13 protein-coding genes are annotated in these 14,841 nt (G+C 56.9%); 12 read left to right on the forward strand and 1 reads right to left on the reverse strand.

Annotated elements, in window-relative coordinates:
* Nucleotides 1-62: 62 nt before the first annotated feature.
* The 3 genes from mexE to ABH912_RS20485 are packed head-to-tail and all read left to right on the forward strand — an operon-like array spanning nt 63 to nt 5,928.
* Nucleotides 63-1,307 carry a multidrug efflux RND transporter periplasmic adaptor subunit MexE gene (mexE, locus tag ABH912_RS20475; protein WP_429511495.1) on the forward strand — a complete coding sequence of 415 codons (1,245 nt, stop codon included), beginning with the start codon at nt 63-65 and terminating at the stop codon, nt 1,305-1,307.
* Nucleotides 1,308-1,318: 11 nt separating this feature from the next.
* Complete coding sequence (locus ABH912_RS20480) at nt 1,319-4,513, forward strand: efflux RND transporter permease subunit (RefSeq protein WP_429511496.1); 3,195 nt, start codon at nt 1,319-1,321, stop codon at nt 4,511-4,513.
* Complete coding sequence (locus ABH912_RS20485) at nt 4,510-5,928, forward strand: efflux transporter outer membrane subunit (RefSeq protein WP_017846006.1); 1,419 nt, start codon at nt 4,510-4,512, stop codon at nt 5,926-5,928. Before ABH912_RS20480 ends, ABH912_RS20485 begins: the two co-directional genes overlap by 4 nt.
* 173 nt (nt 5,929-6,101) lie before the next feature.
* On the opposite strand, the gene ABH912_RS20490 is transcribed toward ABH912_RS20485, so the two are convergent.
* Nucleotides 6,102-6,665, reverse strand: a complete 564-nt coding sequence (locus tag ABH912_RS20490) for a TetR/AcrR family transcriptional regulator (protein ID WP_017846005.1) — start codon at nt 6,663-6,665, stop codon at nt 6,102-6,104.
* Between the two features lie 98 nt (nt 6,666-6,763).
* Here ABH912_RS20490 and ABH912_RS20495 point away from each other — a divergent pair, with 98 nt between their 5' ends.
* From ABH912_RS20495 to ABH912_RS20535, 9 genes are all read left to right on the forward strand, one after another.
* Complete coding sequence (locus tag ABH912_RS20495; protein ID WP_017846004.1) at nt 6,764-7,408, forward strand: glutathione S-transferase; 645 nt, start codon at nt 6,764-6,766, stop codon at nt 7,406-7,408.
* 71 nt (nt 7,409-7,479) lie between these two features.
* On the forward strand, nt 7,480-8,451 hold the full coding sequence (locus ABH912_RS20500; protein WP_429511497.1) for an alpha/beta fold hydrolase: 972 nt from the start codon (nt 7,480-7,482) through the stop codon (nt 8,449-8,451).
* Between the two features lie 113 nt (nt 8,452-8,564).
* Nucleotides 8,565-9,563, forward strand: a complete 999-nt coding sequence (locus tag ABH912_RS20505; protein ID WP_429511498.1) for a quinone oxidoreductase family protein — start codon at nt 8,565-8,567, stop codon at nt 9,561-9,563.
* Between the two features lie 119 nt (nt 9,564-9,682).
* Nucleotides 9,683-10,624: an alpha/beta fold hydrolase gene (locus ABH912_RS20510; protein WP_429511499.1), complete on the forward strand. Its 942-nt coding sequence runs from the start codon at nt 9,683-9,685 to the stop codon at nt 10,622-10,624.
* Between the two features lie 17 nt (nt 10,625-10,641).
* Complete coding sequence (locus ABH912_RS20515) at nt 10,642-11,862, forward strand: MFS transporter (RefSeq protein ID WP_429511500.1); 1,221 nt, start codon at nt 10,642-10,644, stop codon at nt 11,860-11,862.
* 258 nt (nt 11,863-12,120) lie between these two features.
* Nucleotides 12,121-12,426, forward strand: a complete 306-nt coding sequence (locus ABH912_RS20520; RefSeq protein ID WP_429511501.1) for a hypothetical protein — start codon at nt 12,121-12,123, stop codon at nt 12,424-12,426.
* 127 nt (nt 12,427-12,553) lie between these two features.
* Nucleotides 12,554-13,099: an arsinothricin resistance N-acetyltransferase ArsN1 family B gene (locus ABH912_RS20525; RefSeq protein WP_429511502.1), complete on the forward strand. Its 546-nt coding sequence runs from the start codon at nt 12,554-12,556 to the stop codon at nt 13,097-13,099.
* Between the two features lie 68 nt (nt 13,100-13,167).
* Complete coding sequence (locus ABH912_RS20530) at nt 13,168-13,614, forward strand: DUF6957 family protein (protein WP_429511503.1); 447 nt, start codon at nt 13,168-13,170, stop codon at nt 13,612-13,614.
* A 400-nt stretch (nt 13,615-14,014) separates the two neighbouring features.
* Complete coding sequence (locus ABH912_RS20535; protein WP_429511504.1) at nt 14,015-14,839, forward strand: MarR family transcriptional regulator; 825 nt, start codon at nt 14,015-14,017, stop codon at nt 14,837-14,839.
* Nucleotides 14,840-14,841 lie beyond the last annotated feature (2 nt).

A 14,841-nucleotide genomic window follows, 5' to 3' on the forward strand; every position in this document is an offset into this window, starting at 1 on the left:
GTCGTGACCTCGCGCGAGGCCGAGAATCCGCAAATTCCCAAACTGTCTGGCGGACACAACCCATGGAACAGTCACTCAAACCTTTGCGTTATCCCCTTGCTGCGTTGGCGCTGGTAGCGCTTGCCGCGTGTGAACGCACACCCGATGCCGCGCAGGCTCCCGGGGCGCCGCACGTCACCGTCGCGAAAGTGCTTGAGCAACCCATTACCGAGTGGGATGAAGTCACTGCTCGCCTGGAAGCACCAGAAACCGTAGAGGTTCGCCCACGGGTGTCGGGCCAGATCGAACGCGTTGCTTTTACCGATGGTGTGCTGGTGAAGAAGGGCGATTTGCTGTTCCAGATCGATCCGCGTCCGTTCGAACATGAAGTGCATCGCATCGAGGCGCAGCTGCAACAGGCACGCGCCACTCTGGTCCGCACTGGCAACGAAGCGCAGCGCGGCCAGCGTCTGTTAGGCAGCAACGCGATCTCCGCCGAGCTCGCCGACACTCGCACGACCACCGCGCAGGAAGCCCGGTCCGGTGTCGATGCGATTCAGGCGCAGCTGGATCTGGCGCGTTTGAATCTCAGCTTCACCCGCGTCACGGCGCCCATCACCGGTCGCGTCAGCCGCGCGGAAATCACCGCCGGCAACATCGTCACCGCCGACACCACCGCGCTGACCAGCGTGGTCTCCACCGACAAGGTCTACGCCTACTTTGATGCGGACGAACGCATGTTCCTCAAGTACAGCCTGCTTTCCCGCCAGGGCCAGCGCGGCCAGACCACACCGGTGTATATGGGCCTGTCGAACGAGGATGGCAACACGCACCTTGGGCACATGAACTTTGTCGACAACCAGGTAAACCCGAAAACCGGCACCATCCGAGGCCGCGCGGTTTTTGATAACGCCGACGATCAGTACACCCCTGGTCTGTATGCGCGCTTAAAACTGGTGGGCAGCGCTGCCTATCCCGGTCTGTTGATCAAAGACGAGGCGGTGGGCACCGACCTCGGCAAGAAATTCGTACTGGTGGTCGACCAGGACAACAAAGCGGTTTATCGCAGCGTCGATCTGGGGCCGAAACTGGAAGGCTTGCGCATCGTGCGCAACGGCTTGCAGAAAGAGGATCGCATCGTCATCAACGGCTTACAGCGCGTTCGTCCCGGTGCGTTGATCGATCCACAGGACGCGCCGATGGCCAGCCCGGAAACGGTCGCCACACTGGCCCGCCAGCGTCAGGCGATCGAAGCCGCCAATCAACCTGCTTCAGCTAAATCGCCTGCGCTGGTGAAAGCTGAATCTGCCGCTGCACCTCGCGGATAAGGAGCACTGACATGAAGTTCTCCCAGTTCTTCATCACGCGGCCAATTTTCGCCGCCGTGCTGTCGCTGCTGATCCTGATCGCCGGCGCCATCTCGCTGTTCCAGTTGCCGATCAGCGAATACCCGGAAGTGGTGCCACCAACCGTGGTGGTCCACGCCAACTACCCAGGCGCCAACCCCAAGGTCATTGGCGAAACGGTTGCCGCGCCACTTGAGCAAGCCATCACCGGCGTCGAGAACATGCTGTATATGTCCTCGCAATCCACAGCTGACGGCCGGCTCACCCTCACCGTGACATTCGCCTTGGGCACCGACCTGGACAACGCCCAGGTGCAGGTGCAGAACCGTGTGACCCGCACCGAACCGAAGCTGCCCGAGGAAGTGACACGCATCGGTATCACCGTCGACAAAGCTTCACCCGAGCTGACATTACTCGTGCATCTAGTGTCGCCGGACAAGCGTTACGACATGCTTTACCTGTCCAACTACGCGATCCTTAACGTCAAGGATGAGCTGGCGCGTTTGAACGGTATCGGTGATGTTCAGCTGTTCGGCATGGGCGATTACTCGCTGCGTATCTGGCTTGATCCGGATCAAACCGCGTCACGCAATCTGACCGCCATCGATGTGGTCAATGCGGTGCGCGAACAGAACCGTCAGGTCGCTGCCGGGCAACTGGGTTCGCCTCCTGCGCCGAATGCCACGAGCTTTCAGATGTCGATCAACTCGCAGGGGCGATTGGTCAGCGAAGAAGAGTTTGAAAACGTGATCATCCGAAGCGGCCCGAAAGGCGAAATCACGCGCCTGAAGGACATTGCCCGGATCGAACTGGGTTCCAATCAATACGCCTTGCGCGCCTTGCTCAATAACCAGGAAGCGGTGGCGATGCCGATCTTCCAGCGTCCGGGTTCCAACGCCATCGACATCTCCGACCAGGTGCGAGCGAAGATGGCCGAGCTGAAGAAAAACTTCCCGGAAGGCATGGATTTCGAGATCGTCTACGACCCGACCATCTTCGTCCGCAGTTCGATTGAAGCGGTGGTGCACACGCTGTTCGAAGCACTGATCCTCGTGGTGCTGGTGGTGATTCTGTTCCTGCAAACCTGGCGCGCCTCGATCATTCCGCTGGTGGCCGTGCCGGTGTCGCTGATCGGTACGTTTGCCGTGATGCACTTGCTCGGCTTCTCGCTCAATGCGCTGTCGTTGTTCGGTTTGGTGTTGGCCATCGGCATCGTGGTCGACGATGCAATTGTGGTGGTGGAGAACGTCGAACGAAACATCGAGTCCGGGCTGGAACCGGTCGAGGCGACCAAGAAAGCCATGGGCGAAGTGACCGGACCGATCATCGCCACGGCGCTGGTGCTGTGCGCGGTGTTCGTGCCAGCGGCTTTCATCTCGGGCCTGACGGGGCAGTTTTATAAACAGTTCGCGTTGACCATTGCCATTTCCACGGTGATCTCGGCGTTCAACTCGCTGACCTTGTCACCGGCGTTGGCCGCGGTATTGCTCAAGGCCCATGGCGCGCCGAAAGACCGCTTTTCCAAAGTGCTCGACCGCTTGCTCGGTGGCTGGGTGTTCAAGCCATTCAACCGCTTCTTCGAAAAGGCCAGCCATGGTTATGTGGTTGCGGTGGCGAAAATCGTGCGCGGCAGTAGTGTCGCGTTGTTGATCTACGCTGGCCTGATCGCCATGACCTACATGGGTTTCAGCACCACGCCGACCGGCTTTGTGCCGACCCAGGACAAAAAGTACCTGGTGACCTTCGCGCAACTGCCGGATGCCGCGAGTCTCGATCGCACGGAATCGGTGATCCGACGCATGAGCACCATCGCCATGAACGAGCCGGGTTTCGACAGCGCCGTGGCTTTTCCGGGCCTGTCGATTAACGGTTTTACCAACAGCCCGAACGCCGGCATCGCCTTCATCGGCTTGCGTCCCTTCGATGAGCGCAAGGACTCGGGGCTGTCCGCCGGGGCGATTTCCGCCTCGCTCAACGCCAAGTTCGGTGGAATTCAGGACGCCTATATCGCCGTCTTCCCGCCACCACCGGTGCAGGGCCTCGGTACCATCGGCGGCTTCCGTTTGCAGATCGAAGACCGTGGCAACCTCGGGTATGACGAGCTATACAAAGAGACCATGAACATCATCGGCAAGAGCCGCATTGTTCCAGAGCTGGCCAACCTGTTCACCAGCTACACCGTCAACGTGCCGCAGGTCGAAGCGGCGATCGATCGGGAGAAAGCCAAGACCCACGGCGTGAAGATCAACGACATCTTCGACACCTTGCAGGTCTACCTGGGCTCGCTGTACGCCAATGACTTCAACCGTTTCGGCCGGACTTATCAGGTCAACGTACAAGCCGAGCAACAGTTCCGCCAGGAACCGCAACAGATCGGCCAGTTGAAGGTGCGCAATGATCGCGGCGAGATGATCCCGCTAGCCACGTTCGTCAAGGTCAGCCCGACATCAGGCCCTGACCGGGTCTCGCACTACAACGGTTTTCTCACCGCAGAAATCAACGGCAGTGCAGCACCCGGCTACAGCTCCGGCCAGGCACAGGCCGCCATTGAAAAACTGCTGAAGGCAGAATTGCCCAACGGCATGACGTACGAGTGGACTGACCTGACCTACCAGCAGATCTTGTCGGGCAACACGGCTTTGCTTGTGTTCCCGCTTTGCGTGCTGTTGGCGTTCCTGGTTTTGGCTGCGCTGTATGAAAGCTGGAGCCTGCCATTGGCAGTGATTCTGATCGTGCCGATGACCCTGCTGTCGGCGATTGCCGGAGTGATCATTTCCAAGGGCGACAACAACATCTTCACCCAGATCGGCTTGATCGTGCTGGTCGGCCTGGCCTGCAAGAACGCGATTCTGATCGTCGAGTTCGCCAAGGACAAACAAGACCAGGGCATGTCGCCGTTGGAGGCGGTGCTGGAAGCCTGCCGCATGCGTCTGCGGCCGATTCTGATGACGTCCTTCGCCTTCATCATGGGTGTGATTCCATTGGTGACATCCACTGGTGCCGGCTCGGAGATGCGTCGTGCGATGGGTGTCGCGGTGTTCTCCGGAATGCTCGGTGTGACCTTCTTCGGGTTGCTGCTGACGCCCGTGTTCTTCGTTCTGATCCGTCGCTACATCGAGCGCAAAAATGCGCGCAGCGTCACCAAGGCCGATCAGGCAAACGCACTCAATCAGGAGGCACATTCATGAACACCCTGAAGCTTTTTTTACCCAGCCTTCTGGTCGTCGCGCTCGCCGCCTGCACGGTGGGCCCCGACTACAAAACGCCCGACACCGCGCCTGCCAACATAGAGTCGGCGCAAGCCGGCCACTATGATCAATCGCGTTTTGAAACGGTGTGGTGGCAGCAGTTTGATGACCCCACGCTGAACCAGTTGGTGAGTAAATCTCTGGAAGGCAACCGCGACTTGCGCGTCGCGTTTGCCCGCTGGAAAGCGGCCCGTGCGATTCGTGACGACATCAGCAACGACAATTTGCCGGTCGTCACTAGCCGCGTCAGCAGTCAGCAGGGCAAGTCCCAAGTGCCGGGCCAGACCGACAGACGAGTTAATATCGAGCGTTACGATCTGGGCCTAGACATGGCGTGGGAAGTAGATCTCTTCGGCCGGATCCAGCGCCAACTGGAATCCAGTAACGCCCAGGAAGATGCTGCGGCGGCAGACTTGTATCAGCTTCGCGTCACGATGATTGCCGAGCTGGTGGATGCCTACGGCCAATTACGCGGCGCGCAGCTGCGGGAAGAAATTGCCTTGGCGAATTTGAAGAATCAGCAAGACTCGCGCAACGTGACGGTCAGCCTGCGCGACGCGGGCGTGGGCAACGAGCTCGACGTGGTGCGTGCCGACGCACGTTTGGCGGCTGTCGAAGCGACTGTTCCGCAACTGCAAGCGGAGCAGGTACGGCAGAAAAACCGCATCGCAACACTCTTGGGTGAGCGCCCGGATACATTGAGCGTGTCGTTGAACCCCGCCGAGTTGCCCGCTATCGCCAAAGCACTGCCGATCGGTGATCCCTCCGAGTTGTTGCGCCGGCGTCCCGATGTGCTAGCCGCCGAGCGCAGGCTGGCTTCCGCTACAGCAGATATTGGCGTGGCCACCGCAGACCTGTTTCCAAGGGTGAGCTTGAGCGGATTCCTCGGTTTCACCGCCGGCCGTGGTTCGCAGATTGGCTCCAGCGCGGCCAGAGCCTGGGGCTTGGGACCGAGCATTACCTGGGCGGCCTTTGACCTGGGCAGCGTACGGGCGCGCCTTCGGGGTGTCGACGCCAATGCCGAAGGCGCCTTGGCCACTTATGAACAACAAGTACTGCTGGCGCTGGAAGAGTCGGAAAACGCCTTCAGCGATTACGGAAAACGCCAGCAGCGGTTGCTGTCGTTGATCAAGCAGAGTGAGTCGAGCCGTGCGGCGGCAGACCTGGCGGCTATCCAGTACAAGGAAGGCACGGTGGATTATCTGGTGCTGCTGGATGCACAGCGTGAACGGCTGAACGCCGAGGACGCTCAAGCACTGGGTGAAATTGATGAGTACCGGGGAATAGTCGCGATTTACAAAGCGTTGGGGGGAGGTTGGGACAGCGGTGATGGCAGGGTCGCGAGCATTTATTGATAGACCGATCGAAACCCCTTGGCGGAATCTCTGGCGTTAGATCAGAAGCGGTTCAGAGAGGGTGCAGCGTTTGCCTCATCTGATCGTTCGTCATTGTGGTTCCAGCAGCGATTGCTCGCCCATCGCTGCTGGTCTGGACTCCACAGTTAAGGTGTGTCGAGAACTGCGGCACCTTAAGGTAATAGGCCTGCCGAGCGATACGTCTCGATTGTCTTGTCATAAACGCTGATGTCATCACGCCCCCGAGCGATCAACTGAGCGCCCTCCACCGCCGCATAGATCGCCAGCGCCTGCTGCTGTCGTTCCTCGAGGCTCAACTGTGGCCGGCAAACAGACAACACTTCCGTCAGCCAGCGCACATTCAGTTCGGTGAAGCCGTCAACCTCTGTCCTCACCTCTGGAGGTAAGTCATCGTATTCGGCGGACATGATCCCGCACAGGCACATGCGATTGTCGTTGACCAGTGCCATGCGAAATACGTCGGTGTAACCCTTCATCCAAACATTTAAATCTTCGGAATGGCCTCGTAAACCTTCAAGGTACTGAAGACCATCCTCGGTGTAACGTTTGGCCAAAGCCGCACCCAAGTCACCCTTGGTAGGGAAGTGGTAGTGAATGCTCGCGCTCTTGATGCCGACCTCTTTGGCCAGTTCACGAAAGCTCAAGCCGTTGTAGCCTCGGGTCTGCACCATTTTTCGGGCAACCGCCATGATCGTTTCTCGCGTATCCGTCGTCACAACTTTACCTTTCTATCGATAGATAGACGTTGACAGTGGAAATGTTCTTGTCGTAGCTTATACCTATCGATAGGTAGATAGATAGTTATGGAGCTCGTATGAAGATTTTTGATATTCCTGGTTTTCCTAACCCGCTGCGCATTCGTATTGTTCTGGCCGAAAAAGGCCTGGGCTCGCAAATAGAGTTTATCAAGATCGACCTGCCCGCAGCGGAACACAAGCAACCCGCATTCCTAGCGATCAACCCGCTGGGTACCGTCCCAGTTCTGCAACTGGATGACGGGACCAACATTTCTGAATGTACCGCAATCACCGAGTATCTGGACAATCTGGACGGCAACCCGATTCTCACCGGCAAGACGCCGAAGGAAAAGGCCATCATCCACATGATGCAAAAGCGCGCGGAGTCCGAACTAGCGGATCCGGTCGGGTTTTACTTCCACCACGCCACGCCGGGGCTCGGTGCCGCTCTGCAGCCATACAAGAGTCCTGAATGGGAAGGCCGTTTCGATTGGGGCAACCGTCAACGCGACAAAGCGGTCGCTGGAATGCACTACTTCGATCAGGTCCTACGCAGCCAGCCCTATATCGCCGGGGAGCAATTTTCCATGGCCGACATCACCGTACTTGCGGGGCTTGTGTTCGCCGGGTTCGCTTCTATCGCCATTCCCGAAGAGTGCACCGCGCTCCTTGCCTGGCAAACCAAGGTGCAGCAACGCCCGAGCGTGAAAAGTCCCGCTTGATCCTGCTCCGCCCCGTCGCCAACCCGTCCGGGGCGGACCTTACACCCACCGTCTTTATCAGGTACATCTCTATGACCGTATTCAACACCCGGTGGGCGTTGCGCCGTACCTTCGCCCTCGTCGCGCTGGCGACTACCTGCTCGACACTGGCGGTTCATGCCAGCGCCACCCCGGCAGAGCCCAAAGTGACTTCCAGCTACACCCATCAAACCGCGCCGACCCGATTCGTCGAAGTGGATGGTGCGCGCCTGGCTTACCGCCGATTTGGCAAAGCCGGTGGCGTACCGCTGGTGTTTCTCCAGCATTTCGTCGGCAACCTCGACAGTTGGGACCCGAAAGTCATCGACGGTTTTGCCCGTGATCGCGAAGTCATACTTTTCGACAATGCCGGCGTCGCCAGCTCAAGCGGTGAAGTGCCGAATAATATCCAGGGCATGGCCAAATACGCCACCGGGCTGCTCCAGCGGCTGGGTGTAAACAAGGCTGATTTACTTGGCTTTTCCATGGGTAGTCTGATCGCCCAGCAAGTGACGCTTGATCATCCGGAACTGGTACGTCGTCTGATTCTGGTCGGCTCCTCACCTCGTGGTGGTGTAGGCATGGCTTCGCTGACGCCGGAGTTCCAAGGCTACCTGGCGAAAAAACGCGACATACCGGATGAGCTGCTGTTGGACGTGTTTTTCACCCAAACCGCAGAAAGCCAGGCCGCCGGACGTGAGTTCCTTACCCGTCTGCGTGCACGCAAGGTCAATCGCGATGTCGACGTCGATAGCAAGACGGCACCAGCGCAAGCAACCGCCATCGCTGGCTGGGGAGCGCCGGCCGACAACGCCAACGACTACCTGAAAGGCATCAAGCAACCGACGATGGTAGTCGCCGGCAGCCAGGACATTGTCTTCTACACGGCCAATGACGTGACCCTGCAGCAGACTTTGCCCAACGCCCAGCTGGTGATCTACCCGGATTCAAACCATGGCGCGATCTATCAATACCCGGATCTGTTTTTGAAACACGCCACGCTGTTTCTCAATGGGGTGAAGTAATCGAAACAATGCACTGACGATTTGCTCGACAGCACATGCCGCACCACCGATTAGGCTCCAAGTCAGGCCTGCGTCTACAGATCTGACGAGCGAAGAATCCAGGATCTCAGATTATGAAAGCGATTCAGTTCCGTAGCTTCGGCGGCCCCGAAGTACTCGAGTACGTCGACTTGCCAACGCCCATACCGGGGCCCGGAGAGGTATTGATAGACACCTCTGCGATCGGGGTGAATTTTCCAGATATTCGTGAACGGTTGGGCATGTATAACCGGCCCGAAACACGCGTTGGTGGTGTCACGCTGCCGCATGTAGCCGGACTTCAGGTGGTCGGACGCGTTTCGGAAACAGGGGCGGGCGTTGACCCTGCCGTTGTCGGGCGCAAGGTCATGGCCTTGATGTCTAAAGGCGCATACGCACAACAGGCTATTGCCCGTGCTGACATGCTGGTAATGCTGGATGAGTCGGCGAACGACGTCGCCATGGCGGGTTTACCTTGTCAGGGAGTGACTGCGTTCCTCGCTCTACGCACATGCGCGCATTTACAGTCAGGTGAAAGCGTTTTGATTCAAGGTGCCGCCGGGGGGGTTGGCAGTCTGGCTGTGCAGATCGCTAAAGCCATGGGCGCACAGACAGTTTTCGGTACGGCCAGCACTGAAAGTCGACGCGCATTTGTACGCAGCCTCGGGGCCGACTATGCCATTAGCTACGACACTCCCCAATGGCCGGAGCGGGTGCTTGAACTGACCGAGGGGCGTGGAGTTGATGTGATTCTCGAAACCATCGGCGGCGAAGTGTTCGATCAGAACTTTGAGTGTCTCGCAATGCTGGGGCGTTGTGTGGTGGTGGGCTCCACAAGGGGGCCAGGCGAGGCATTGGCGCCTCGTCGGTTGATGGCCAAAGCGCAAACCTTGGCCGGCGTGTACCTGCCGACGTTCTTCCAGCGCCCAACGTTGATTTGCGAGGCTTTGCAATTCCTCGCTGATGGCGTTTCAGGCGGAGTGATCAGACCAGTCATCGGCGCGACGTTACCCCTCAGCGAAACGGGGCTGGCGCACGCCTTATTGGAGCGAAGGGAAGTGCAAGGCGTCATTGTGCTGGATCCAAACCTCTAAGAGTGGATCACCGATTCCCCTGAATTTTCTTGCGAACTAGGGACACTGGAGCTTCTGTGGTGTTGATCAGGCGGCCACATGCTCATCCGTAAATACGTCCATCACGAGAGGAGCGCGCTATGCGCCGTCACGGCTTCACTGCAAGTGCAAGATGTTTGACGCTCGGACTGATGCTCGCTTGGGGCGGCCATGCGACGGCAGCCGATATTCACTACCGGTTCATCACGGTCGCTGGCAACAATCTGTTTTATCGGGAGGCCGGCGATCCTCATAAACCAACCATTCTGCTGCTTCATGGTTTTCCGTCGTCTTCGCACATGTTTCGCGACCTGATCCCTGAGCTAGCACCGTATTTTCACGTGCTGGCCCCTGATTACCTCGGTATGGGAAACAGCGCCGTCCCCAACGCAGCACCCTTGACGCCGCTTACCTTCGACGCGTTAGGTCAATCGATGGAAGAGTTGGTTCGGGAGTTAGGAATTAAAAGCGCGGTGATCTTCATGCAGGACTTTGGCGGCCCTGTCGGAATGCGTCTGGCGACACGTAATCCACGGTGGGTGCGGGGACTGGTCATCCAGAACACGCCGATTACGCTGGATGGATGGGAGCCCGCGAGGTTGAAAGCGATTCAGGCAAACGTTGGTCCGCAAACGCCTGAGAAACGTTCAGCCGCCCAGGCGCGGGTTGTTCTGGCGACTGACCTGTTTCTTTATCAGCACGGTGCTCGCAATCCCGATGACCTTAATCCTGACGCGTGGGCAAACGATGCCTTTGCGCTCAGCGATCCTGAGAAACGGCGAGCCATGACGGATCTGCAGCTCGATATCGGATCAAACCTCGCGTTGTACCCGCAATGGCAAGCTTACTTGCGAAAGGCTCAACCCACCACGTTGGTGGTCTGGGGAGATGGCGACCCGATTTTTACGCCGCGAGGTGCCGATGCCATCAAGGAGTTCGTACTCGGGGCTCAGATCCACCATTACAACACCGGGCATTTTGCGCTGGAGGAAGAGCATCGCGACATCGCCCAACGCATTATTCAGGTCTTTGCCGGGCAATGAGGCATCAGGAGATTGGCATGTCGGATAGAGGTAATTCCCCAACAGGAGAGACAGCTCGCCGGGCAGATGCTTTCGCCTTCCCGTTATTGGCCATGGTGCTGTTCGCATTCTTCTTTGCTGCGAGCACACCTTCGCCTCTGTTCGTGGTGTTTCAGCGTGAATGGGGATTCTCCTCCGCGATGCTGACCGTTGCGTTCTCGGTGTACGCCATCGCGCTGTTGGTCGCTCTACTCAGCGCCGGGTCGTTGTCGGACCATATCGGTCGACGTTCGGTGGTTATCGGCGCGCTTGGTTTGCAGACCCTGGCGATGATTCTTTTCGTGTATGCCGGTGATATAAATCAACTTATTGTGGCGCGTTGTTTCCAAGGGTTGGCGACGGGAATTGCCAGTGGTGCATTGTCGGCGGCTGTGGTCGAGGCAGCACCTGTCGGCCAAAAGAAGGCAGGGGTACTGTTCAGCAGCATCGCTCCGTTAGCAGGATTGGCCACAGGATCGTTAATCACAGGATTGTCTATGTACTGGATCGGGCGACCGGAGGTGATGGTATTCGCGGTGCTGGCGTTCATTTTCTCGATTGCGGCGGTGGGTGTTGCGACGGTCCCGGAAACGGCGACTCGGCGTGCCGGTGCTTTGGGATCGTTGAAGCCTCGTATTTCGGTGAATGCCAGGGCCCAGACTGCTTACGTTCGAAGCATACCGCTGTTGCTAGCCATCTGGGCGCTGTGCGGCCTGTACATGTCACTGGCGCCCTCGATTCTTTATGGAATATTCAACGTGAACAGCGCCGGACTCAACGGTCTGACAGTGGCTGCGTTGTGCGGTCCCGCAGCCATTGCAGCAGCAGTTTTGGGCCGTTTCCTCACGCTCTCTCTTTGCGCTGCAGTGGGCGCTATAGCCATGGTCGTTGGGCTGAGTGTCCTGATCATGTCTCTGTTGGGAGGAGGGGTCGTAGTATTTTTCATCGGCACGCTAATTGCGGGAGTGGGATCTGGAGCGGGATTCTCGGCGGTTCTGCAAACGCTGGCGCCACTCGCCGAAGAACATGAGCGAGCAGAGCTCTTCGCGGCGATTTTTGTGGCCTGTTATTTGTCGTTGAGCCTCCCTCCTGTCATGGCCGGATTCGGAGTCGGAGTTTTCGGCCTGCTAGACACCAGCTGGGTTTATCTCGCCGCGCTGTTACTGGTAGCACTGACCACCAGCCTGACGCATTGGCGAGTGTATCGTGGTAACAATTAGCAAGTCAGCTGACCAGTCAAAGGCTAATGGACTGCAGGGAAAGGAAACCTCCAAGCCATGCTTTGCAGGTAAAGGTCGAAAGCGGACGAAGTCGAACGTCTGCTATTGGCCGTTCTCTGCCGGTCGTCACTACGGCGCGTGCTGGTCAAGTCGAATGCAAACGGGTGGTCAAGTCCATGCAATTACGCAGAGTTCTCCCATCATGTTCGCACCGGGCCGTCGCAGTGGTTCAGTGAGTACCTGGCAACGTCGGGATTGGTGCTGACAATTCTGCTGTGCGATAAATATCACAAAGCAAAAGTGCCTCAGGTGGTTGCCGCGTATGTTGTCGCAGCCTACTGGTTCACGTCCTCTACGAGCTTTGCGAATCCAGCGGTGACGATTGCTCGCGGGTTCACCGATACGTTCTCGGGGATACGGATATCAGACGTAGCGCCGTTTATCATTGCGCAGTTTTTCGGTGGGCTGACGGCGCTGTTCCTGGCGAAGGTTCTCGGTGGTAAAGAGGTCGTCGTGGATATCCCACAGCCTGGTCTCCACGAGCAGAAGCTACCAATTCAGTGAACGGTTCGTGGGTGCGGTGAGCCAGTTTGAGGCAAAGTTTACGGTTCTATCGCGACATTCTGAAGGGCTGAGCCTTAGGTGTTTCAGCCCTTCGAACGCGGTACTTTAAGGGGCAGGAAGGAAAGACATGAATTATAAAGTGAGGGTTGCTACACCCGCTCATGCCTCTGCCATCCAAGCTATCTATGCACCAATGGTTCTGGAAACCGTCATCTCGTTTGAGCTGACGCCACCGACTGTCGAAGAGATGGCAGCACGAATAGCCGCAACACTGCCAACGTATCCCTATCTGGTAGCAGAGATGGACGCCAAGGTCGTTGGATACGCTTATGCCAGCCAGCATCGAGCCAGGGAAGCCTATCGTTGGTCGGTGGATGTCACCGTGTATGTCGACCCATCAGTGCACCGAAAAGGGGTTGGTCGTGCCCTTTATCAGCAGCTTCTACCAGTCCTAGAGAAACAGGGGTTTCACGCAGCCTATGCCGGCATCGCCTTACCCAACGCGGGAAGCATAGGCATCCATGAAGCGCTCGGGTTCACCCACATCGGCACCTACCCCGAAGTAGGGTTCAAGCACGGCCAATGGCATAGCGTGGGTTATTGGCGCAAACCACTTTGTACGGTGGCGCCGCCAATAGAAATCATCCCGTTCAGTGAGATAAAGGGAGAGTAGAGGAACGAGATGTGAGATGACCTAGCTGCTATTCGTCGCCATCGATACTAGGCGATTCGCCGGGAGCTATGCTGAAGGATGCTTCTCATTCGAATCGGTTTTTTGATTGGCCGGAGGAACGAATGAATTTGGCAGGGTTTACTTCACTGCTTTCTGCAGGGGAGAAAACAAGCGGGTGCCAACTCGCCAACCCAGATGCTGTGGCCCTGGCCAATCTGCACTTCCCTTCCCGTGCCTGCTGTCTTGTCGCTGATTGGGCAATATTGGACATCGAAGTTACAACCCGTCAGAGAAAAGCCATCACCGATAGAGGGTTAATCCCTGCTCTGGTTTACGCTTTGACCGTTATCCAAGATAGCAAAGGCCGCTTCCCACCTGGCGATTGGGTTCGAACAACTTTGGCGGTTTCTTTCACTCATGGGTGTCTGTTTGAGACGAAGAATACGATTTATGTATTGATGGGGTTCGGTCGAAGGCTTCGTACAGATCTCGATATAGCACTTAGCCTATGTTGAGCCGTTGCAACAGTGAGTGCTCATAAGTCAGCTGGTTTCACTGCACATGTGCTCGTTCGATAGGACGCGCTGGAGCGCATTGGAATTTAAAATTGAGTTCAAATTGATCAAAAAACAGGCAAAAAACCGCGTCTCAAGCTTATCTCAAATTAACTAATAGTTTTGCCAGTATCTTCATATTTAACAGATAGTTATGAAGATTCTGATGGGCGCCTCTATCTAGATAGCAACTGCGCTTGGCGATAACGTTTCTCCTGTAGCCATTTTTTTTGAGGTTCCAGGCAATGAATTCCGTCCTGTTTGTGATTGATAGAGCGCTCTCGGCTGATCCGTTGAAGCTAGCGTTGTGCTGTATCTTGCTTCTGAGTGCTGGTTTGCTGATGCATGCGTGGAGGTCGAAATGAGCGAAGTCGAAATGGGTCGTCCCGTGTCTGAATGGGCCAAAATGCCTGTCGATTGGATACGTGCAGGCGAGCTAGTCAACTTTGCGGATGAGTCCTATTCGGTAAAGCCGATGTGGTTGAAGGAGGATAAGTCCGCAAGAAACGCATGCATTTCCTCGCTCAAGCTTTACCTAGCGCTGTGCTGTCGAGCAGATTTCATAACTGGAAATGCGAGCGTGACTTATGAGGAGCTGATTCGGCTCACTGGCTTGTCTCGGCCAACTGTTGCGAAGGCGTTGACGCGACTAGAAGTAGAGGGGCTTATTCAGCGAAAAGCACAGGCCCTCAGGAAGGGGTCGAGCATCCTGATTTGCGGCTGGCTTGAAAGTAAAAGCTGGGCGAAGATCCCGAAACGCTGGCTCTACGATGGCTCGTCTGGCGCGAAAATTCTCATGCTTACTGAGTTCAACTTCAGCAGAGCGTCATTGTCGGCATTAAAGGTGTACGTAGCCTTACTTGCCTACAGGGACTCAAATCGAGGTGGCATCGCTATGCTGTCCTATGACCGGTTAGCGCTGATTACCGGTGTTAAGAGACACCACATCGCGGACGCCATTACTCGATTGTACGATCTGAGAATGATTTCATTCAGACAGGGTGACTTTTCAGAGGCATCTGATTTTTCTAGAACGAACCGCTATCTGGTTCGCGGACTCGGAGTTCGGTGGACTAAGGCAGACGAATTTGAGATACCTCAAAGCTCGACTCATAAAACTCGTCCTGGTGCTGCTGACATTGCGGCAGCTAATCGTTTTGTCTCAACCTCACCTAAAGTTACGTAGTG

The organism is Pseudomonas sp. BT76 TE3572, from assembly GCF_050435365.1.
Lineage (GTDB): Bacteria > Pseudomonadota > Gammaproteobacteria > Pseudomonadales > Pseudomonadaceae > Aquipseudomonas > Aquipseudomonas fluorescens_W.

Bases quoted from the DNA above. Each gene is read 5' to 3' on its own strand.
- mexE (WP_429511495.1), top strand. From the start codon at position 63: ATGGAACAGTCACTCAAACCTTTGCGTTATCCCCTTGCTGCGTTGGCG.
- ABH912_RS20480 (WP_429511496.1), top strand. From the start codon at position 1,319: ATGAAGTTCTCCCAGTTCTTCATCACGCGGCCAATTTTCGCCGCCGTG.
- ABH912_RS20485 (WP_017846006.1), top strand. From the start codon at position 4,510: ATGAACACCCTGAAGCTTTTTTTACCCAGCCTTCTGGTCGTCGCGCTC.
- ABH912_RS20495 (WP_017846004.1), top strand. From the start codon at position 6,764: ATGAAGATTTTTGATATTCCTGGTTTTCCTAACCCGCTGCGCATTCGT.
- ABH912_RS20500 (WP_429511497.1), top strand. From the start codon at position 7,480: ATGACCGTATTCAACACCCGGTGGGCGTTGCGCCGTACCTTCGCCCTC.
- ABH912_RS20505 (WP_429511498.1), top strand. From the start codon at position 8,565: ATGAAAGCGATTCAGTTCCGTAGCTTCGGCGGCCCCGAAGTACTCGAG.
- ABH912_RS20510 (WP_429511499.1), top strand. From the start codon at position 9,683: ATGCGCCGTCACGGCTTCACTGCAAGTGCAAGATGTTTGACGCTCGGA.
- ABH912_RS20515 (WP_429511500.1), top strand. From the start codon at position 10,642: ATGTCGGATAGAGGTAATTCCCCAACAGGAGAGACAGCTCGCCGGGCA.
- ABH912_RS20525 (WP_429511502.1), top strand. From the start codon at position 12,554: ATGAATTATAAAGTGAGGGTTGCTACACCCGCTCATGCCTCTGCCATC.
- ABH912_RS20530 (WP_429511503.1), top strand. From the start codon at position 13,168: ATGCTGAAGGATGCTTCTCATTCGAATCGGTTTTTTGATTGGCCGGAG.
- ABH912_RS20535 (WP_429511504.1), top strand. From the start codon at position 14,015: ATGAGCGAAGTCGAAATGGGTCGTCCCGTGTCTGAATGGGCCAAAATG.